Source organism: Mucilaginibacter sp. UYP27 (genome assembly GCF_040547175.1).
GTDB lineage: Bacteria > Bacteroidota > Bacteroidia > Sphingobacteriales > Sphingobacteriaceae > Mucilaginibacter.
This window is the reverse complement of the sequence record NZ_JBEPPE010000012.1, coordinates 16,350-37,505: the sequence shown is the minus strand read 5'-3', so window position 1 is coordinate 37,505 and position 21,156 is coordinate 16,350. Positions and strand designations below refer to the sequence as shown.

Here is a 21,156-nt window from a genome sequence, read left to right as displayed (position 1 = left end):
TATGGTTGATTAATTAATAAAATACTTAAACGTTTTACGAATGTATTTGGTAAAAACTCCCTGGTGGCTTAAAAAGCTGTATCCTCAATTAATTTGGGATACTAAACCAGGTGCCCGTTGCATTTATTTGACTTTTGACGACGGCCCCATACCCATTGTTACACCATTCGTATTAAATATTTTAAAAAAACATGATGCAAAGGCCACATTCTTTTGTATTGGCGATAACGTACGCAAGCACCCCGATGTATTTGCCGAAGTTAAAAAGGCAGGCCACACCATAGGCAACCATACCTACAACCACCTTAAGGGGTGGGCAACAGACAGCCAAATCTATCTGGAAAACTTCAAAAAAGCTAACGAGGTTTTAGACACGCCGCTTTTTCGCCCCCCATACGGCCGCATTAAACGCCATCAAATAAAATTGCTAAAAGCAGCCCGCCCGGACCTTAAGATAATTATGTGGGATGTGCTTTGCGGCGATTTTGACATGGCGCTAAAAAAAGAAGACGCATTGAAAAACGTGCTTCACAATGTGAAAGACGGTTCTATAGTGTTGTTTCATGATAGTGTAAAAGCCTTTCATAAACTGGAGTATGTTTTGCCTCTGGCGATGGATCACTGGAGTAAAGAGGGGTACACTTTTGCAGGGCTAACCTGATTCCAAAGTCTTGTTAATTCACAATGTATGGGGCGGATAACTGGTTTACTCACCCTCTGCTACGCAAAGAGGGGAGAAGAAATAAAAAAAGATTCCACCATCTTTGCGCAGCAGAGAGGGTCGACCAGCGTAGCGTAGTCGGGGTGAGTAAACTTGGCTCATAACAAATCCCTTCTATCCCTGTTGTTTAATTATCAGCACATTAAACTTAAGGATTATGAGAGCATGGATAACTGTGGCAGCGCTGGCAGGCCTTCTAGTATTAAGCACCTGTAAGAAAAATTCGCCTGATAAAACTACCAACGGCAATACACCAGAAACACCGGGCAGTACCGCAGAACTTACCGATAAAGTTTTAACCGATAAGCTCACCTTTCCCTGGGAGGTTTTGTGGGGGCCCGATAACAAACTATGGATAACCGAACGCGGCGGCAAGATCAGCAGTATTGACCCTTCCAGCGGCGCTATCACCCTCATTAAAAACTTAACAGATGTGGTTTCGCAGGGAGAAGGCGGGCTTTTAGGGATGGTGCTGCATCCGGATTTTGCAACTGTGCCCGAGGTTTTTGTGGCCTACAATTATAACAAGGGCGGCACCTACACCAAAAAAGTGGTAAAATTTACTTACAGTGGCGGCACGCTCATTAACCCGGTTGTATTACTGGACGATATCCCTGCGGCGACTAATCATAATGGTACCCGGCTGGCTATCTCGCCAGATAAAAAACTATTCATCACCAGCGGCGACGCGGCAACATCATCACGGGCCCAGGATAAGAACAACCCGGCAGGCAAAATTCAACGCATAAACCTGGATGGCAGCATCCCCGCAGATAACCCGACTGCCGGCAGTCCCGTTTGGAGCTTCGGTCACCGCAACCCCCAAGGCCTGGTGTTTGTTGGCGACAAGTTATACAGCTCGGAACACGGCAACAATACCGATGACGAGGTGAACATTATTCAAAAAGGCCGCAATTTTGGTTGGCCCAATGTGGAAGGATATTGCAATACCGATGCAGAGAAAGCCTTTTGCACCGCAAATAACGTAGCAGAACCCATCCGAAACTGGACGCCCACCATCGCCCCATCCGGCATCGATTACTATAACAATAACGCCATCCCGCAATGGAAAGGCTCGTTACTTTTGGCCGTATTAAAAGACAGCGAACTGTTACAACTCAAACTCAACGCCGCAGGCACAGGCGTGGAAACCGTTAACACGTTTTACAAAGGCAAGTATGGCCGCATGCGCGATGTTGCCGTATCGCCCGATGGTAAGGTGTATATTATTACGAGCAATGGCGGAAGTGATAAGTTGATAGAGGTGAGTGGGAAGTAGTTTGCAGTTACAAGTTTGCAGTGGCAAAGGTCAGGATTCAACTGCAAACTTGCAACTGCAAACTCACGCGGCGTTATTTAGAACTTATCCAAATAACAATTGTACAAAGGGCTGACTGTGAATAAAGTTTATATTTTGTAAATTCGCCGCAAGTCGGCTATTAGGCAGTCTTATATTCTATTACCTATAAAAAATCAAACATTATGGCTTTTGATTTAGATATGATCAAAAAGGTTTATGATCGCTACAGCACCCGTGTGGATGCTGCCCGTACAGCGACCGGTAAACATTTAACACTAACCGAAAAAATATTATACGCTCACCTTTCTGAAGGCGATGCTAAAAAAGCTTTTGAACGCGGTACCGACTACGTTGATTTTGCACCAGACCGTGTTGCTATGCAGGATGCTACAGCGCAAATGGCGCTATTGCAGTTTATGCAGGCAGGCCGCCCGCAGGTTGCAGTACCATCAACCGTACATTGCGATCACTTGATACAAGCAAAAGTTGGCGCAGTTGCCGATTTAAATACCGCGGTTGATATTAACCGCGAAGTTTACGACTTCCTTTCATCTGTATCTGATAAATACGGTATCGGTTTCTGGAAAGCCGGTGCAGGTATCATCCACCAGGTTGTTTTAGAGAACTATGCGTTCCCCGGTGGTATGATGATAGGTACCGACTCGCACACACCTAATGCAGGTGGTTTAGGTATGGTTGCTATTGGTGTTGGCGGTGCCGATGCCTGTGATGTTATGGCAGGTTTGCCATGGGAGCTAAAATTCCCCAAGCTTATCGGTGTAAAATTAACCGGTAAACTGTCCGGCTGGACATCAGCTAAAGACGTTATTTTGAAAGTAGCAGGTATCTTAACCGTAAAAGGTGGTACCGGTGCTATTGTTGAATATTTTGGTGAAGGTGCACGTTCACTTTCTGCTACGGGTAAAGGTACCATTTGTAATATGGGTGCCGAAATAGGTGCAACCACTTCTATCTTTGGTTACGACGAAAAGATTGCCACTTACCTGCGCGGTACCCAACGTGCCGAAGTTGCCGACCTTGCCGATGCTGTTGCCGCTCACCTAACCGGTGATGACGAAGTTTACGCGAACCCTGCAGCTTACTTTGACCAGGTTATAGAGATCAACCTGTCAGAACTTGAGCCACACGTTAACGGCCCGTTCACACCGGATCTGGCATGGCCTATTTCTAAATTCGCGCAAGCGGTTCGTGAGAACAACTGGCCCGAGAAGTTAGAGGTTGGTTTGATAGGTTCTTGTACCAACTCATCTTACGAAGACATTACCCGTTCTGCATCAATCGCAAAACAGGCTATCGATAAAAACTTAGTTACCAAAGCAGAGTTCACCATTACTCCGGGTTCGGAATTGGTGCGCTACACGGTTGAGCGCGATGGTTACCTAGGTACTTTTGAGAACATGGGCGGTGTTGTATTGGCTAACGCTTGCGGCCCTTGTATTGGCCAGTGGGCACGCCACACAGACGACCCTACCCGTAAAAACTCTATCATCACATCGTTTAACCGTAACTTTGCTAAACGCCAGGATGGTAACCCTAATACGCACGCTTTTGTGGCCTCTCCGGAGATTGTTACCGCGTTTGTTATTGCGGGTGACCTTACTTTTAACCCACTTACCGATACGTTAATAAACAAAAATGGCGAGCAGGTTAAATTTGACGAGCCACAAGGCATTGAAATGCCAATAAGAGGTTACGCTGTTGAAGATGCAGGCTACCAGGCGCCGGCCGAAGATGGCAGCGGTGTTGATGTAATTGTGAGCCCAACATCAGCGCGTTTACAATTATTAGAGCCGTTTACCGCTTGGGAAGGTACCGACATTACAGGTTTAAGACTGTTAATAAAAGCCCGCGGTAAATGTACTACCGATCATATCTCTATGGCAGGCCCTTGGTTGAAGTTCCGTGGCCACTTGGATAACATATCTAACAATATGCTGATCGGTGCTATCAACTATTTCAACAACACGGCAGATAGCGTTAAAAACGAACTGACAGGCGAATACGGTCCGGTTCCGGCTACACAACGCGATTACAAGGCAAACGGAATTGGATCTATAGTTGTTGGTGACGAGAACTACGGTGAAGGTTCATCCCGCGAGCACGCGGCGATGGAGCCACGCCACTTAGGCGTACGTGCCATACTGGTAAAATCATTTGCCCGTATCCACGAAACCAACCTTAAGAAACAAGGTATGTTAGGTATCACATTCGCTGATACCAACGACTACGAAAAAATACAAGAGGACGATGTTATTGACATTACCGGCTTAACCACCTTTGCCCCCGGCAAACAGTTAACCGTAGTGTTACACCATGCAAATGGCACAACAGAAAGCTTCCCGGTAAACCACACCTACAATGCACAGCAAATAGAGTGGTTTAAAGCAGGCGGCGCACTGAACATCATCCGCAGGCAAATGATCTCTTAATTTTAGAATTGAGTCCCGATAGCTATCGGGATCGGAGTTATATTATTCAAAGCCTTCCTGTATGGGGAGGCTTTTTTTTGTTTGAATATATTGTATTTTTAAACATGGGATTACACAGAACTGATAAATGTTTTTTTACTGGATTAGATGTTCAAAATATTGAAGGCGACGATTTTAGAGACGCTTACGAATATCTTGTATCTTTTGAAATATATAGAATCTTGATAAGGTTGCCCTTCGAGGCCAAAAATTGGGCGATAAACAATCTGTTTTTCAAGGAAAATAAATATCTTTTTGAAGGATTGCTTTATAACAATAAATGGTTTGATAATCAGCAACAGCTTATAACTATTGAAAAGCTAAAAGAGCTATTAACCTTACACACTTTTCCCACTACGCCTAAAGATAAGTCAGATTCAGTTTTTCAAGAGTATTTAAAATTACAACGTGAGGACGGTCAATTAGTCCAAATATGCAATAGTATCCCTTGGAAGCGGCTATATTTGAAATCAAACGCCGAAATGATTTACTACACAGAGTATCTTCAACAACAAGGTCTAATAGATGCAAAGATTCGCTCTGTCAGCGATGGATCAAAACTTATAGAACAATTTAATATAACAGTAAAAGGTCTTAACTATGGCATTCTGTTACAGACAGAAGGAGATAAATCAAACTTGTGCTTTATTGCTATGGCTTTCAAAGACGAGACCAAAACTATAAGAATAGCAATCAAAGAAGCATTGAAAGAAACTGGATTTCAACCAATATTAATTGATGAACAGAACATAAACAGTGACAGAACTATTAACGATGAGATTATTGCAAGCCTAAAACGGTGTAAATTTTGCATTGCAGACTTCAGCTATCATAGTAATGGTGTTTACTTTGAAAGTGGCTTTGCTTTAGGACAAGGAAAAAAAGTTATCTATACATGCCAAGCGGAAGAGTTCGCAAAAGCACATTTCGATATAAGACCTTTACAACATATAATATATGACACTCCTGGCAAATTAAAAAAAGATTTAGTTCATAAAATTGAAGCTTGGATTAAATAATTAACCAACTTGATGAAACGCCTCAGCCCTTGTTGGTGTTGTCACCAACAAGTCTTCCATGCGCCAGTTTATTATAGGTGCTTAAGTATGTATGGCATTTACAATGCATCGTGGCAATAAAATCATCAAATCAAGTTAAGCACTCATTATGAACGAGCGCAATTGTTTCGAAAGCAAAAAGGCGATGAGTAAACCTCATCGCCTTTTGTTTTCGAGGACCAATCTCTAATCACCACTCACTATTCTCCGGCCCTAAAACCTCTCCTTTAAAAACTCCCCGGTGTAGCTGTCCTTAACTTTTATCAGATCTTCGGGCAGGCCTTCAAATACTACTTTGCCGCCACGGTCGCCACCTTCGGGGCCGATGTCGATAACCCAGTCGGCGCATTTTATCACGTCCATATTGTGTTCAATTACAATAATAGTGTTGCCATGCTCTAAAAGTGCATCAAAAGATTTTAGTAGCTTTTTAATATCTGCGAAGTGCAGGCCTGTTGTAGGCTCGTCAAATATAAAAAGCGTTTTATTGGTATTGTTACCCTTCACCAGGAACGATGCCAGCTTGATACGTTGTGCCTCTCCGCCTGATAGCGTGTTAGACGATTGACCTAACTGCACATAACCCAAACCAACATCAACCAAAGGTTTTATCTTGGCCAAGATCTTTGGCTCTTTCGCGAAGAACTCAAGGCCTTCGTCGATAGTCATTTCCAACACTTCAGATACGTTCTTTTCGTTGTAAGTAACGTCCAGTATGTGCTGTTTAAAACGTTTACCGTTACAGGCCTCGCAGGTAAGGAAGATATCGGCCATAAACTGCATTTCTATCTTTACTTCGCCTTCGCCCTGGCAAACATCGCAGCGGCCACCCTCAACGTTAAAAGAAAATGCCGATGGTTTTAAGCCCGCGGCCTTAGATACAGGCAATGCGGCATATAGGTTACGGATCTCGTCCCAGGCCTTAACATAAGTAACCGGGTTGGAGCGTGATGAACGGCCTATCGGGTTTTGATCTACGATCTCTACCTGCTCAATTTTATTGTAATCGCCTTCGATGCTATCGAACGATCCGCTTTGGTCGCCATTATAACTGCCAAGCGTTTTTTGCAGGGCAGGCGCGAAGATGCGTTTCACCAGACTGGTTTTACCCGAGCCGGACACGCCTGTTACCACCGTAAGGATCCCCAGCGGGAACTTAGCGTCGGCATTTTTAAGATTATTTTCTCGTGCGCCCTTTATCTCTATAAAGTCGCTCCATTTACGGCGACTTGTTGGTATGGCAATTTGCTCGCGGCCGCTCAGGTATTTACCTGTAAGGCTGTTGTCATCTACAATTATCTGGTCGTACGTACCGGTAAATATCAGGTTACCACCATGCGTACCGGCTTCGGGGCCAATATCAATAACATGGTCGGCTGCTTTCATAATTTCTTCCTCGTGCTCTACCACCAAAACTGTGTTACCCACATCGCGAAGCGATTTAAGTACCGTAATCAACCGCTGCGTATCGCGCGGGTGCAGGCCAATGCTCGGCTCATCCAACACATATATCGACCCCACTAAACTACTCCCTAAAGATGTAGCGAGGTTGATCCGTTGCGATTCGCCGCCCGATAGTGTGTTTGATAAACGGTTAAGCGTTAAATATGCCAAACCTACGTCGTTCAAAAACACCAGGCGGTTCACTATCTCCAACAATAATCGTTTGCCAATTTTGGCATCCGTTTCGTTCAGTTTAAGGGTGCTAAAAAACTCCAGCGCGGTATCTAAAGGCATCAGCACAACATCGGTGATTGATCTGCCGTCTATTTTAACATAGGTTGCATCCTTGCGCAAACGGCTGCCCTTACATTCGGGGCAGGTAGTTTTACCCCGGTAGCGCGATAATAATACACGGTATTGGATCTTGTAGGTCTGCTCCTCCATCTCCTTAAAGAAAGCATTAAGCCCACGGAAATATTGGTTACCCGTCCACAACAATTGCTGTTCCTTTTCGGTAAGCTGGTTGTACTGGCGATGGATAGGGAAATCGAACTTTAGCGAGCTTTTTACCAGCACATCGTTCCACTCTCGCATTTTTTCACCACGCCACGGGGCAATTGCACCCTCGTAAATACTTTTGCTTTTATCGGGAATAACCAGGTCGGCATCAATCCCAATAACCTTACCGTAGCCCTCGCATTTTTTACAGGCACCGTAAGGGTTGTTAAAGCTAAAAAAGTTTGGTGTAGGCTCCTCAAAACGGATATTATCCAGTTCGAAACGATCACAGAAGAAGCGCTCGGCGGCCCCACCCAAACCCTCCCCGAAGGAGAGTGCAGACGACGTATCATACTGCACATAGCAATCGCCCTTACCCTCAAAAAATGCCGTTTGGATACTATCTGCTAAACGGCTGATCGTTTCGTCTTCCTCATTCTTGGTGATACGATCTATAACGATGCGCACAACCGATATCGCGGGTAATGATGATTCAACCACCTCTTCTCCCTTTTTCGCTTTGCTTTTCTTGGCCTTTGCAGGTGTGGCTTCTTCGTCCATCACCATTGATGCCCCGTCTATGGTTTCGTCTTCCAGCAGGCTTTCTATACGCGATACCTGTCCGTTAAATTCCACCCTTACAAAACCTTTTTGCATCAAAACGGCAAGTTCCTCTTTAATGCTGCGGTTGTTATGCGGATGCAGGGGGCAAAGTATGGTCACCTGTGATTCATCCGGCAAGGCCGTAATAAAATTGATCACATCGGTCACCGAATCTCTCTTAACCAACCCACCGGATACAGGCGATATGGTTTTACCAATGCGCGAGAAAAGCAGCTTTAGATAATCGTAGATCTCGGTAGAGGTACCAACGGTAGATCGCGGGTTACTTGTAATAACTTTTTGCTCGATAGCGATGGCGGGGGCTATACCTTTGATATAGTCTACATCGGGCTTGTTCATACGGCCCAAAAACTGGCGCGCGTATGATGACAGGCTCTCCACATAGCGGCGTTGGCCCTCGGCATACAAAGTATCAAACGCCAGGGATGATTTACCCGAGCCCGACATGCCCGTGATAACCACCAGCTTGTTTTTGGGGATGGCAACATCCATGTTTTTAAGGTTGTGTACCCTTGCCCCCTTTATAATAATATGTTTCTTCGGATCTTTTTCTGCTTCCTTGATCATGTTTTTAGCGCGTGGTTGATGGTTCACAGATCATGGCAGAAATTTGCATTATCAATTAAACCTTAAAGGAAACCTGTGGTCTAACCAATAGTTTGCAATGATGTTATGATCTATTGCCTTTGAACTTTTTTGGATGTGCAAAAATCCTAAAATTTTTAGCTTAATCCAAATAGGTTTTGGTAATTGTAAGGGTTAATTGGTTATTAATAAAAGAGTTTGCATTTTAGTGACACACTGGCTTTTGAGAAGAACGCAAAATACCCTGTTAAAAATATTTGTTTTTATTTTTAAGATCATTATATTTGAGGGTAAAATTTTTCTTAACCCTAAAAAGAAACGCTATAGATAGAACTCTACTTTTAATAACGACAAAAACATTAATTTAGTTTATTAGTAGCTTTCTATGGATTTTCAATTGAAAAGTGATCAGGATCTAATCCATCTATATATCGCCGGAGACGAGGCTGGACTTGTTGAACTCATCAGGCGGTACCAATCAAAAATTTACACTTCTATCTATTTGCTTGTTAAGGACGAAGCCCTTGCCGAAGATATCTTTCAGGATACGTTTATAAAGGTTATTAATACGCTAAAAGCCGGTAAGTATAACGAAGAGGGTAAGTTTTTACCGTGGGTAACCCGTATTGGGCACAACCTGGTGATTGACCATTTCCGCCGCGAAAAACGCGCGCCGATGGTGAGTAACGGCGACGACTTTGATATTTTTGAAGTGCTTGGTAATTATGACGAAAGCGCCGAGGACCGCCTGGTGCGCGAGCAAACGCATAAGGACCTTAAATCGCTGATACAGCTTTTACCATCCGAGCAAAAGGAAGTATTGATCATGCGCCACTTTGGTGATATGAGCTTTAAGGAAATTGCAGATGTTACCGATGTAAGCATCAATACCGCCCTTGGCCGTATGCGTTACGCGCTTAACAACCTGCGCAAAATGATGCAGAATAAGGAAATGAGTTTGAAAAATTAGGGCGCGCTTTATTAGTCGCTCGGCAGGCCCCGATCTGCTATAATAATAAAGGCTGCCTGACGGGTAGCCTTTATTATTAAAAAAACGCTCCGTGATTGCGAGGTACGAAGCAATCTCTTTAGGACAATTGTACACCTTAGTTAATGGATTTGCTTAAAGACATTGCTTCGTGCTTTGCAAGGACGCGGGGATTGTAGCACCTAAATTACATATTCAAATTCACCCCAAAAAAGTAATTTCTCAATGGCGCGGGGTTATAATACCGGCTGCCCACCGCATTCAGATCATTCCCTAAACTATACTTTTGATTGAGTAGGTTATCCGCACCAGCATAAAGTTCCAGGCGGGTTTTATGCGCGATGTTATGCTGCCAAGATGCCTTGGCCTGCAGCAGGTGATACTTGGCTGCATAAACGGTGTTGCCATCATTCAGCGGGATGTTTGACGTGTAATTATGCTGCACAAACAAGGCAAAACTTTGCGGGAACAGGGTTTGTAATGATGATACGATAACCTCGCGCGGTACACCTGTTAGGCGGTTGCCCGAGTAATTTGCGCCAGCTACATTATAATCCCTGAATTTGAAACGGCTTACCGTAAGCGAGGTGTTAAATTGTAACCCGCGGATAATGCCGCTGCTGTTCCGTTTGATAAGCCAATCTGTAAAGGCCAGTTCAAAACCGGGTTGGTTGGTGCCACCCGAGTTAATGTAATACTCCGTTTCGTTTGGATTGAGCTGGCGCACGATAGATTTATCCAACCTGTAATAAAAAACCGATGCATCAAGCAGCAAGCTTTCATCTTTGTTACGCAAGCGGAAACCCGTTTCATAGTTCCAGCCGGATTGTGCCTGCAGATTGGTGTTGATGACGTTGTCGGTAGGCCTAACCTCGGCAGTGGTAGGTGTAGAATACCCGCGACTAACAGACGCCCGCCAGATAAAATCATTAGTAACCTGGTAGGATAGGGCCAGCCTTGGCATTACCACGGCATCAAAACTGCGGGTAGTGAAATCGGCCTCGTTCAATGGGGCGATGTTGCGGAACTTGTAGCCGTAATAGTTTAAACTGGCGGCGGCCTCTACATGCAGGCGTTTAAAAAAATCGGCCGCGTAGCGCGCGAAGAAGAAGTGTTGCCCGGTGTTAATCTTATCTATCTTTTGCACTTTGCCCTTTTCGCCGGCGTTGTTATCATAGTTGCTTATTTGCGAGTTAGTTTGTTGCCACTCGGCACCTACATTCAGTTTCCAGTCAAAGTTTTCCTGAGGGATGGCGGCCAGCTCAAAGTAGGTGCGCGCGCCATATGTATTTTCGTTACGTTGCTCGTAATTGGTGATGAAGGGGTTGGCAAAGTCTACATGGTTACTAAATACGGCCAGCACATTGCGGATGCGGTCGGTAAGTTGGGCATCATTAACCAATCCACCCAAAAGCATTTTGGTATTGATGCGAATCTTTTGCTGGATAGCGCCCGGCAGGGTAGCCGTTGGTAACCTCGTACTACGCGGGTCTGCTTGCATTTGCGCAAGGTTAAGGCCGCCGGGTGTCTGGTAATCGAGGTCGGAGTAGAGGATGGTTGCCCTTAACTCACTTTGTGGGGCGTATCGGTAAGCGTCCCCCGCCTGTAAATAAGTGCGGTGCATGCGGCTGTTCTGCCTGTAGCCATCATAAGTTTGATATGAATGATTAAAGTTGAAACGGTTTTTAGCGCCCGTGTTTTGCAGTGAAACTTTCTCATGAAACAAGCCATAGGAGCCGCCATTGATCCCTGCGGATAAATAATTACTGTCCGTACGGTTAACGGGGCTTAGCAAAACCACCCCGCCCGAATTCGCCCCAAAAAGGCTCCCATCCGGCCCCTTCAGGATCTCGATATGGCGAATGTTGCTGATATCGATAGCGTTTAAATACGTATTGCCACCCGCATCGGTAAGCGGGATCTCGTCAAAGTAAACCTTCACATCCCGCACCCCAAACGGCGACCGCAGCAAACTGCCACGGATAGATAAGCGGTAACTCCCCGGCGACCGTTCTTCGGCACGTACCCCGGGTACAGTATTAAGGGCTGTCACGAAAGAATTATCGGGCTGCAACTTTAGCTGCGCCGAACCCAGTACGCTAACAGAAGCAGGTACGCTCAACACAGGTTGCTCGGATAGGTAAGCTTTAATGGTTACAGGTTTCAGCTGCTTTAAACTATCTGCTTTAGTTGCAGGCTTGGTTTGTGCCATAGCCGCAACCGGGAGTATACAAATGGCAAATAAGCTCAGGTAATATTTTATCATAAATGGGAGTGAAGTAAACAAAAATAGCCCTTTACATTGTATTGGGCTATCCTTATAAATAATATTACAAATAGTTTATTTAGCGCTTACACGCCAGATGCGGTTGCTCACATCATCGGCAACTAATAGCGAGCCATCTTTGGCAATAGCCACACTAACCGGGCGGCCATACACTTCTTTTTTATCCAAATCGGCAATAAAGCCCGTTAAAAAATCTTCCATTTTTGGGGCAGGCTTGCCGTTTATAAATGGTACAAAACCAACCTTGTAACCGGATAATACCGACTTGTTCCACGAGCCATGTTGCCCAATGAACGCGCCGTTATCATACTTTGCCGGGAATTTTTTGCCGGTATAAAACACCAATCCTAACGATGCCGTGTGCGGGCCTAACGATAAGTCGGGCGTAATGGTTTTAGCAACCATATCAGGGCGTTTAACTTCGGGCCTTGGGTCTTCATGCTTGCCGAAGTATGCCCATGGCCAACCGTAAAAGCCACCTTCTTTAACGCTGGTAAAGTAATCGGGCACCAAATCATCGCCCAGGTTATCGCGTTCATTAACGGCGGCATAAAGCACACCTGTTCCCGGTTGGAAATCTATTCCGGCAGGGTTGCGCAAGCCGCTGGCATAGATGCGTTCGCCGCTGCCATCGGGGTTTATCTCTAACACATCGGCACGTCGTTTTTCAACGTCCATACCATGCTCGGCGATGTTTGTGCCCGAGCCTACCGCCACATAAATTTTTGTCCCCGCGGCGTTGGCTTTAATGTTACGTGTCCAATGGTTGTTGTACCCCCCGGCAGGTAAAGCCAGGATCATTTTGCCCGGGGTGGTTATCTTGGTTTGGCCGGGTTTGTAATCGTATTTCCAAAGTCCGTCGGTATTGGCAACGTAGAAGGAGTTACCTAATATCAGCATCCCGTAAGGCTGGTTTAGGTGGCTCAAAAACACCTCGCGGGTATCGGGGATACCGTCGCCATTTGTATCGCGCAGTATAGTTACCTGGTTAGCACTTTTACCCAAGTTTTGGGATGCGGCCGCACCAATTACTTTAGCGCCAATTTTTTTGATGCCCTTCACTTCAGTATTGGCTTCGCTTACAAAAATATCCCCGTTAGGGGCAACGTAAATATTGCGGGGATTTTTAAGCGTATCGGCAAAAAGGTTTACCGCGAACCCGGCGGGGGCAACTGGCATTTTACCTGCCGGCCAGGCAATAACTTTACAGTAATTGCTCACGGCTTTAGTTTGGTACGGCGCGGGTAAATTCACCTCTTGCTGGGTGGGAGTGTTCACGTCGGCTGCTTTTGTGGCATCCACCTTTTTTTGTTTACAGCTTGCGGCCAGTAAAGTAATGGCCGCTATATGGGCGATATAAGTTTTCATAGTTAGTGTTTGTAGTTAACTAACCCCGGCGCGTTTGCTTTTGTTTGGTTTGCCCTGTTATGTAAAAGCCTTATTACAAACATTTAAGGCGATTATCTGCCTAAAAGTTATATTTTTGGATAAGCCTGTATATCAGCACTAATGCTAACCTATAAACGCAGATTGTTACTTTTGGCGATAGCCGTTTTGTTTGCCGTAAAGGCACATGGGCAGGTGCAATACAGCCTTGGCGACCCTGTGCTTTCTGAAGACTTTGGCTTTGGCGGCCCGTACTCTCCTGTTGGCCCGCCACTACCCGATGCAAATACAACAATGAAAAGCGGGGGAGATGGCAGGTGCCCCGGCCCGGGGCGCTACCTGGTTTTAAACACTTCGGCAAACTGCTATGGCGATACCTTCTCCACCATCAATTTTGACCATAGCGGCACCAGCCCTTATGGTTATTTAATGATGGTTAATGGGGACGACAAACCTGTAACTTACTACACCAATGTAATAAGCGGCAGCAAGTTTTGCCCCGGGCAAAAGTACAGGTTCGCGGTTTTTCTAAAAAACATCAATACGCAAATGCCCCGCCCCGCAGGTTATGCAGATGCCAATATACTTTTTACGGTTAAAGCGGCCGATGGTACAATATTGACAAGCACACCCACCGGTGCTTTTACAGAGGAAGGTTTTAAAGAATACCATGCCGATTTTGTTGTGCCAAACGATGGCTCTGATGTTACTGTATCACTCAGCAATGCGGCTTTAACGGGCACAATAGGCAATGATTTTGCCATAGATGATATTACGGTTAAGCCCTACGGCCCGGTAATAAATGCCGGGATTGGATCGCCAACGGGGCCTGCATCAGCTACACAGTGTTTGGATAACCACTCCGTTAGGTATATCCTCAAAGCTGAAATACCCGCCTACGCTACGCCACAGTATCAATGGCAACTAAATTATAATAAAAAGGGCTGGGTAAATGTGGCCGGCGAAACCAATGCAGACATTGACCTGCGTTTAGAATTTTTAGCCCCGGCAGCAGGTAAGTATGAGTACCGGGTTGGTGTGATAAGCGCGCCGGGCGCTTCACTAAATTGCCAAACGTTTTCGCTGCCGGTAGTTATTAATGTGGTAAAAAATCCTGAATTTAAGTTGCCGGCTATAACATACGTCTGCAAAGGGGATGCCCTTTCCATACATGCCGATGGCGGGACGGATTACCTTTGGACCTATCCGGACGGCCACACTTCAGACAGTCATTTTTTAGATGTAACAGGTAGTGTAGACGAAAGCTTTGAGGGGATCTACACGGTTGTTATTACTTCGGCAGGGTGTTCGTTAGAATCAAAAACAGAGGTAAGGGTTGTATCTGCTTTAGATGCAAAGATCGAGACGGTAGACCCCAAAGTATGCGCAGGCCAGGGCGTGCAGTTAACGGCTACCGGCGGCCTTAGTTATAGGTGGGAACCAACCACAGGCTTAGATAACCCTAATGTAGCCAACCCAATAGCCAACCCTGCCAGCAGCACCTATTATAGCGTATTTGTAAGTAACGAGGGGTGCACACAGCAACGTACGGTACTGGTTACCGTGTTAGAATTAGCCGGTGCCAATGCCGGTACAGATAGGGGGATGACTGAAGGGGAAACTATATCGTTAGAGGGGAAGGCAGAAGGCGCTAATATCACTCATTACTGGACACCTCCCGATTATATGGACGACCCCACATCCCTCACCCCCAAGGTAAACCCACCCGATAATAAAACTTATACTTTGCACGTAGAATCTGCAGACTGCGGGAGTTTTACCGACGAAATGAATGTGCGCGTATTTAAAAAGCTAATTATCCCATCTTCATTTAGCCCCAATGCCGACGGTATAAACGACACCTGGCATATTGACAAGTTGTACACCTACCCCGAAAGTGTGCTTTCCGTTTACACCCGCGAGGGCGCCGAAGTTTTCAGGACAGTGGGCGATGCCAGGCAATGGAACGGAATATTTAACGGCCAGGCACTGCCACCCGGCACCTACTATTATGTTATCGACCTGAAAAATAATTTGCCTAAAAGATCGGGGTGGGTATTGTTGTTAAAATAGACCTCCACAAGCTTAATTAATTAAATTTGACCAATTGGCGCAACTTTGCTAAAAAGCTATATTTTTGACGCTACCTATTTGTACACCAGTACGCTATGCCAATTAATAAGTTAAAGTTTTTAGTCTTCCTGGTTTTTTTATTGATCAATGTGCGGGCATTTGCGCAGGTAGGTAACGGTAGTTTGGGCGACCCTGTATTTACTTTCGATTTTGGATCGGGCGATGCTCCAAAATTCCCGACTACAGGTTATACATTTGTTGGCGGCTCGTGCCCCGAAGATGGTAAATATGCCCTTTCAAAAACTGAACAAGGTTGCCACCCCGATACGTGGCATGTAGTGCTAAAAGACCATACCGGTAACGATGGTTTTATGATGGTGGTAAACGCGGATGCCGTGGCAGGTAAAGAGTTTTTTAGCAAAGAAACAACTGTAGACGGTACAAATGCCGGGGCATTGTGCGAAAATACTACGTATGAGTTTTCTGCTTACGTATTAAATCTAATAAAAGCAGGGCTGCCTGGGTTTATAGAGCCAAATATCAGTTTCAAGGTAGAAACTTTAACGGGCGATAATATTGGTTTGTACACCGTGGATATCCCCCCAACCAGTAACCCCGACGGTTGGGAAAAATATGGTTTAACTTTTACCACACCGCCTGGTGTCACCACTGTAGTTGTACGCATGGTAAACAATGCACCGGGTGGTGCCGGCAACGATTTTTTGCTGGATGATATAACTTTTAGGGCCTACGGGCCCGTTTTACAAGCCGGTTTTGCAGACGAAATAAATGTAACCCAAAACAACGTGTGCGAAGGGCAGACCGCTAATTATACTATTACTACTACAACCGGGGCAGGGTATAACAACCCAGCCTACCAGTGGCAAAAAAATACCGGAAGCGGATGGGTTAATATTGATGGCGAAGTAAATACATCCTTAAATGTTGTATTCCCAAGTGCGCAGCTTGGTTCGTACCAATACCGTTTACTGGCTGCCGAGGGTGGCAATATAAACTCGCCAAATTGCAGGGTATACTCAAACACGGTCACAATAAACGTTACAGCGTTCCCGGTAGTCGCCAATATACCGCCGCAAGTGGTTTGCGAGGGCGATCCAATCATGCTTACGGCAACAGGTGGGGCAACCTACCAATGGACCTTGCCTGATTTGACAACCAGTACGCAAAACCCTTTAATAATACCGGTATCAAGCGTTGCCCATAGGGGCACTTACCATGTAGATGTCAAATCTGCCGCGGGTTGTGTAACGCCAAAAAGTGTTGAAGTTACTGTTAATACCAAGCCTGTTATTACAGTAAGCCCGCCGCAAAGTACCTGTGCGGGTAGTGGTGTGCCAATTACCGCGTTCGCTGTAGATGGGGTTACCTACAGGTGGTCGCCGGCGGCGGGCCTTTCAGATGTTAACTCGGCTAATCCCGTTGCCAGCCCTACGGTATCCACGCTGTACGCGGTTACGGTTACCAATGCTAAAAATTGCTTTAGCACCAATACGGTGCAGGTTGATGTGTTACCCCTGCCGGTAGCTAATGCTGGTGATGATAAAAAGATATTTGAAGGCCAATCTGTAACGCTGAAAGGCAGCGGAACAGGTGATAATGTAACCTACAGTTGGTCGCCTACCACCTACCTGGATAATCCTGCATCGCCCACACCAACGGCTACGCCGCTAAACGATATTACTTACACATTAACGGTAACATCGGCCAATTGCGGCACCAATGAAAGCAGTATTTTTGTAAGGGTTTATAACAAGTTAGTTATCCCAACCAGCTTTACGCCAAATAGTGATGGCATTAACGATTTATGGAATATAGAAGCACTTGATACCTATGCGCAGGGCGTTATTACCATTTACACCCGCAACGGCAAGCAGGTATTTACAAGTAAAGGCTACAGTAAACCTTGGGACGGTACCTATAATGGGCGCGTATTGCCCGCCGATACCTACTATTACATCATCGACCTTAAAAATAACACACCAAACCTGTCGGGCTGGGTGTTGCTGATAAGATAAATTATTTCAAAAAATAATTAACGCCTAAATGGGCACCGGTTGTGGTGATGCGGAAATAAGGGTCGTGTGAAACATCGGCAACGCTTTGGTAGCCGGCATTTATTTCAATTTGCCTGTTAATGACTACACCAGCTTTAACAATTATTGAATTTGCAGATTTAAGAAATGAATTAAACGGTTGTGTTGCAAGCTGGCTTGGGGACCCATCGGCATTGCGAAATTCTTTACCGCTGTAGCTGATGAGCGAGGCCTGCAAACCTGCGCCCATAAAAAATTTAAAGTCGGGCTTATTATAAAAGTTGTAAAGTATTTGCGGGCTAACAGATATATTTAGCTGATTGAACTTAAATATGGCATCATTATAAGGAGACACCGTACTGGTATATGTTGTTGAATAGCGGCCCAATGCGGCCCCTGCTTCTACCCTTAAAACCAGTTGCTGTACGCGCGGGTTTGCATAAACATTAAAGCCGGCAACTATTTTTGGTAAAACAGACGAAGCATTTGGCGCGCCAGCAAACTTTAAACCGCCATCTGTTTTGTAAAAGCTTAGGTTAGCACCAACGCCGGCATAAAAAACAAGGGTTTTTGCTTTTTGTGCTGATGCCGCCATGGCCTGGTTATCGGTAATGTTGTTTATGCTTTTAACCACTTTCACCAGGTCTTGCTCGTTATAATTAGTCTGCTGTATCAGTTTGTTTAGACCATCATCCAGTTTTTGGTTTTGTGATGCAATAATGCTTAATTGCTTACGATAGGTACGCTCATCTACATTCAAATCATTTTGCTTGTAGGTACGAAAGATAAGTTCGACAGGGGCTGCTTGGCCCGGTTTTATAAAATACCTCATTTTTAGCCGGTCGCGGTAATCATATATTGCTGCTATATCACCATGGGTAAGCAATTTCAGGAAACTGGTACGTTGCTCCACAGAGGTGTCCCTTTCAGTGCTGCCTTCCACATCTGTACTTATAGGGCCGGTATAACTTTCGTAAACATCCATCCCGATTATGTTTACTAACCTGGCGTTTTGCGGGGTTAATTGCCGGCGTTGGTTATCATTAAGGGTGGGCTTAAAATCAATTACATCGGGGTTCTCGCTCCATTCGCGGTAGTTAATATAACCTTTTGTAGTATCGCCACCGGGCGAAATAAAATAGCCGGCTTTGTAATTGCTTTGTGCATTTGCAGCAATAGCGAGCAGCATCATAGCTGCCAGGGAGCATAAATATTTCATGAAACGATGGTGTTAGGTTATTTAGCTTTTAAAAAGTACAAGGTATGCTATTACGCCAAACAGGATTACAGCAAGCGTTAGTTTGGTATAATTTTTCTTCTTTTTAACCAGTAAGGGTTTATCTATCCCATTTATTTGTGCTGCAACTTTTACGAGGGTATGTTCGCGAAATTCAAGATCATCTAAGGTCCGTTGAAGTTTATCGGTAAGGGCGCCATACTTTAAGGCAAGGCTGGCTAATTGTTGCCTGTACTGGTTTTCGGTTTTGCTCACTATTGGGTCCGACAACATATACAACCGATAAACGAGTTCCCGCGGCGTATCATTATCCTTTTCGGTTGTGTAAAAGCGCGTTTTTGTATTGTCGGAGTAGGAATACAGGGAGATGTTTTCGCCCTTTTGCAATTGCTCCAGGAATACTGTATCTACTTTTGAAGTTGTATCCCTGGCGTTTAAATGGTTTTCATCAACAGTACCAAGGCTTATGCTGCACACATAACGTTTATACGTTAGCGCATCGGCAATGGTAAATTGTTTAATATCGGCAACCGTAAATCTTTGGGTGGTGTGGATTGTATCTGGTTTAAAAGAAACCGCCTTCGGGTTAGAATCCCATTCGTGTTCGCTAATGAGGCCTTTTAGAGTATCGCCTTTTAGGGTAATTACATAACCAGGCTTAAAATTGCCCTGGCCGTAAGAAAGTGCCGGGAATATTAGGGCCGCTAACAGCAGCTTATAAATAAGTTTCATTAATTAGTGATAATTGGTGGGATGAATATATCGAAATTCTCCATCAGTAGCACTAAAATTTAGTTATTTAAAATTTGATGAACTTATCCATCTGCTCGTTGGTGAATTTCAAAGTGTCTTCGGGCGTGATGTTGCCCTGTTCATCCATCTCGTTACGAATGGATGCGATGTGGATCTTTAGCGGCATTACATGCAGGTTGAGGTAGTGGCATACGCCCGTAAAATGATCTACCCCGCGGATGTTACCATACTTACCGGATGACAGGCCAACCAGTGCCGCCTTTTTATCATAAAAACTTTCGGGGAAGCTGCAGGCATCCACAAAAACCTTTAAAATGCCGGGGTAGCTGCCGTTGTATTCGGGGATCACGAACAGGAATTTTTCTGTTGCGGTGATGATGTCCTGGATCTTGCCAAAGGCCTCGCTGCGTTTGCCGTAAAGGTCTGTCTCTATCAGGTTTGGCGGCAGTTGTGCCAATGATAGCAGCGTTGTTTCCATACCCTTTGCAGCCAGTTGCTTTTGATAGTATTGGGCAAGCTTTAAGGTTGAGCTGCCGGCGCGGTTTGTAGATGCTATGATGGTGACCATGTTAATTATTGAATTAGTGAGTTGGCGAATTAGTGATTGGCTTTAATGGTAGATAAAGGTTAATTGCTTGACGGTATGCAAGAAAACTTCACTACTTCACTAAATCAATAACTCACTAATTAGCCCCAACAATGTTTGTAAGTTGGCAAAACTGTTAATTTCTCAATTGTTTAAATCCGTATCTTTAGCGGCGGATAAAAAAACAGTACAAACATAGAAATTTATGTGCCTGTTTTTCGTTCGTAATACACCACAGACTTAATTTTTTTAGAGATATATAATGGGTAAAATTATTGCTTTAGCTAACCAGAAAGGTGGCGTTGGTAAAACTACATCATCCATAAACCTTGCCGCAAGCTTAGCCGTGCTGGAATACAGGACCTTACTGTTAGATGCCGACCCGCAGGCAAATTCAACATCGGGCATTGGTTTCGACCCGCGCAATATAAAGAACAGTATTTACGAGTGCATCATTAACGAAGTGGACCCTCGCGAAGCCATCCAAAAAACCGAAACACCAAACCTTGACCTTTTGCCAGCGCATATAGACCTGGTTGGTGCCGAGATAGAAATGATAAACCTGCCAAACCGCGAGTATAAAATGAAAGCGGTTTTAGAAAGCATCCGCGATGATTACGATTTTATCATCATCGACTGCTCTCCGTCGTTAGGTTTAATTACCATAAACGCCCTTACCGCTGCCGATTCGGTTATTATCCCGGTGCAGTGCGAGTACTTCGCGTTAGAGGGTTTGGGCAAGTTATTGAACACCATCAAAATTGTACAATCGCGCCTGAACACTACCTTAGCTATAGAGGGTATTTTATTGACAATGTACGATGTGCGCCTGCGCCTTTCTAACCAAGTGGTAGATGAAGTGCGCACCCACTTTGAGGATATGGTGTTTGATACCATTATACAGCGTAACACCCGCTTAAGCGAGGCGCCAAGCTTTGGTATATCCGTAATTATGCACGATGCAAACTGTAAAGGTGCCGTTAACTACCTTAACCTTGCCCGCGAGATCATCCGCAAGAATGGTTTGGTGAGTAACGAGGAACTGGCAACTACCGTAACAGCTTAACAACAACA

14 protein-coding genes are annotated in these 21,156 nt (G+C 45.0%); 8 read left to right on the top strand and 6 right to left on the bottom strand.

Going from position 1 to position 21,156, the window contains the following annotated elements; translation table 11 throughout:
• Positions 1–40 precede the first annotated feature (40 nt).
• The 4 genes from ABIB39_RS20975 (at position 41) to ABIB39_RS20960 (ending at position 5,529) form a co-directional block, all read left to right on the top strand.
• Positions 41–661, top strand: coding sequence for a polysaccharide deacetylase family protein (locus ABIB39_RS20975; RefSeq protein ID WP_354432141.1), 621 nt, complete (start codon positions 41–43; stop codon positions 659–661).
• A 217-nt stretch (positions 662–878) separates the two neighbouring features.
• A complete protein-coding gene (locus ABIB39_RS20970) occupies positions 879–2,000 on the top strand; it encodes a PQQ-dependent sugar dehydrogenase (protein ID WP_354432140.1) in 1,122 nt (373 codons plus the stop codon).
• A 203-nt stretch (positions 2,001–2,203) separates the two neighbouring features.
• Positions 2,204–4,471, top strand: a complete 2,268-nt coding sequence (locus ABIB39_RS20965; RefSeq protein ID WP_354432139.1) for an aconitate hydratase — start codon at positions 2,204–2,206, stop codon at positions 4,469–4,471.
• A 104-nt stretch (positions 4,472–4,575) separates the two neighbouring features.
• A complete protein-coding gene (locus ABIB39_RS20960) occupies positions 4,576–5,529 on the top strand; it encodes a hypothetical protein (protein WP_354432138.1) in 954 nt (317 codons plus the stop codon).
• A gap of 252 nt (positions 5,530–5,781) precedes the next feature.
• On the opposite strand, the gene uvrA is transcribed toward ABIB39_RS20960, so the two are convergent.
• A complete protein-coding gene (gene uvrA, locus ABIB39_RS20955; protein ID WP_354432137.1) occupies positions 5,782–8,700 on the bottom strand; it encodes an excinuclease ABC subunit UvrA in 2,919 nt (972 codons plus the stop codon).
• Positions 8,701–9,103: 403 nt separating this feature from the next.
• Here uvrA and ABIB39_RS20950 point away from each other — a divergent pair, with 403 nt between their 5' ends.
• Positions 9,104–9,688, top strand: a complete 585-nt coding sequence (locus tag ABIB39_RS20950; protein ID WP_191175799.1) for an RNA polymerase sigma factor — start codon at positions 9,104–9,106, stop codon at positions 9,686–9,688.
• 205 nt (positions 9,689–9,893) lie between these two features.
• On the opposite strand, the gene ABIB39_RS20945 is transcribed toward ABIB39_RS20950, so the two are convergent.
• Together ABIB39_RS20945 and ABIB39_RS20940 are read right to left on the bottom strand one after the other, a co-directional pair.
• Positions 9,894–11,972, bottom strand: coding sequence for a TonB-dependent receptor (locus tag ABIB39_RS20945; RefSeq protein ID WP_354432136.1), 2,079 nt, complete (start codon positions 11,970–11,972; stop codon positions 9,894–9,896).
• A 75-nt stretch (positions 11,973–12,047) separates the two neighbouring features.
• Complete coding sequence (locus tag ABIB39_RS20940; RefSeq protein WP_354432135.1) at positions 12,048–13,361, bottom strand: PQQ-dependent sugar dehydrogenase; 1,314 nt, start codon at positions 13,359–13,361, stop codon at positions 12,048–12,050.
• 141 nt (positions 13,362–13,502) lie between these two features.
• Here ABIB39_RS20940 and ABIB39_RS20935 point away from each other — a divergent pair, with 141 nt between their 5' ends.
• Positions 13,503–15,452 carry a T9SS type B sorting domain-containing protein gene (locus tag ABIB39_RS20935; protein ID WP_354432134.1) on the top strand — a complete coding sequence of 650 codons (1,950 nt, stop codon included), beginning with the start codon at positions 13,503–13,505 and terminating at the stop codon, positions 15,450–15,452.
• Positions 15,453–15,547: 95 nt separating this feature from the next.
• Complete coding sequence (locus ABIB39_RS20930; protein ID WP_354432133.1) at positions 15,548–17,488, top strand: T9SS type B sorting domain-containing protein; 1,941 nt, start codon at positions 15,548–15,550, stop codon at positions 17,486–17,488.
• 1 nt (position 17,489) lies between these two features.
• Here ABIB39_RS20930 and ABIB39_RS20925 read toward each other — a convergent pair whose 3' ends face one another.
• From ABIB39_RS20925 to ABIB39_RS20915, 3 genes are all read right to left on the bottom strand, one after another.
• Positions 17,490–18,725 (bottom strand): hypothetical protein, encoded by a 1,236-nt coding sequence (locus tag ABIB39_RS20925; RefSeq protein ID WP_354432132.1) that lies wholly within the window; start codon positions 18,723–18,725, stop codon positions 17,490–17,492.
• A gap of 21 nt (positions 18,726–18,746) precedes the next feature.
• On the bottom strand, positions 18,747–19,475 hold the full coding sequence (locus ABIB39_RS20920) for a hypothetical protein (protein WP_354432131.1): 729 nt from the start codon (positions 19,473–19,475) through the stop codon (positions 18,747–18,749).
• Positions 19,476–19,542: 67 nt separating this feature from the next.
• Positions 19,543–20,064 (bottom strand): NADPH-dependent FMN reductase, encoded by a 522-nt coding sequence (locus ABIB39_RS20915; protein ID WP_354432130.1) that lies wholly within the window; start codon positions 20,062–20,064, stop codon positions 19,543–19,545.
• A 280-nt stretch (positions 20,065–20,344) separates the two neighbouring features.
• On the opposite strand from ABIB39_RS20915, the gene ABIB39_RS20910 reads away from it, so the two are divergent.
• Entirely contained in the window at positions 20,345–21,148 is an 804-nt protein-coding gene (locus ABIB39_RS20910) for a ParA family protein (RefSeq protein ID WP_354432129.1), read from the top strand.
• Positions 21,149–21,156: the final 8 nt, after the last annotated feature.

Bases quoted from the DNA above. Each gene is read 5' to 3' on its own strand.
- ABIB39_RS20975 (WP_354432141.1), top strand. From the start codon at position 41: ATGTATTTGGTAAAAACTCCCTGGTGGCTTAAAAAGCTGTATCCTCAA.
- ABIB39_RS20970 (WP_354432140.1), top strand. From the start codon at position 879: ATGAGAGCATGGATAACTGTGGCAGCGCTGGCAGGCCTTCTAGTATTA.
- ABIB39_RS20965 (WP_354432139.1), top strand. From the start codon at position 2,204: ATGGCTTTTGATTTAGATATGATCAAAAAGGTTTATGATCGCTACAGC.
- ABIB39_RS20960 (WP_354432138.1), top strand. From the start codon at position 4,576: ATGGGATTACACAGAACTGATAAATGTTTTTTTACTGGATTAGATGTT.
- uvrA (WP_354432137.1), bottom strand. From the start codon at position 8,700: ATGATCAAGGAAGCAGAAAAAGATCCGAAGAAACATATTATTATAAAG.
- ABIB39_RS20950 (WP_191175799.1), top strand. From the start codon at position 9,104: ATGGATTTTCAATTGAAAAGTGATCAGGATCTAATCCATCTATATATC.
- ABIB39_RS20945 (WP_354432136.1), bottom strand. From the start codon at position 11,972: ATGATAAAATATTACCTGAGCTTATTTGCCATTTGTATACTCCCGGTT.
- ABIB39_RS20940 (WP_354432135.1), bottom strand. From the start codon at position 13,361: ATGAAAACTTATATCGCCCATATAGCGGCCATTACTTTACTGGCCGCA.
- ABIB39_RS20935 (WP_354432134.1), top strand. From the start codon at position 13,503: ATGCTAACCTATAAACGCAGATTGTTACTTTTGGCGATAGCCGTTTTG.
- ABIB39_RS20930 (WP_354432133.1), top strand. From the start codon at position 15,548: ATGCCAATTAATAAGTTAAAGTTTTTAGTCTTCCTGGTTTTTTTATTG.
- ABIB39_RS20925 (WP_354432132.1), bottom strand. From the start codon at position 18,725: ATGAAATATTTATGCTCCCTGGCAGCTATGATGCTGCTCGCTATTGCT.
- ABIB39_RS20920 (WP_354432131.1), bottom strand. From the start codon at position 19,475: ATGAAACTTATTTATAAGCTGCTGTTAGCGGCCCTAATATTCCCGGCA.
- ABIB39_RS20915 (WP_354432130.1), bottom strand. From the start codon at position 20,064: ATGGTCACCATCATAGCATCTACAAACCGCGCCGGCAGCTCAACCTTA.
- ABIB39_RS20910 (WP_354432129.1), top strand. From the start codon at position 20,345: ATGGGTAAAATTATTGCTTTAGCTAACCAGAAAGGTGGCGTTGGTAAA.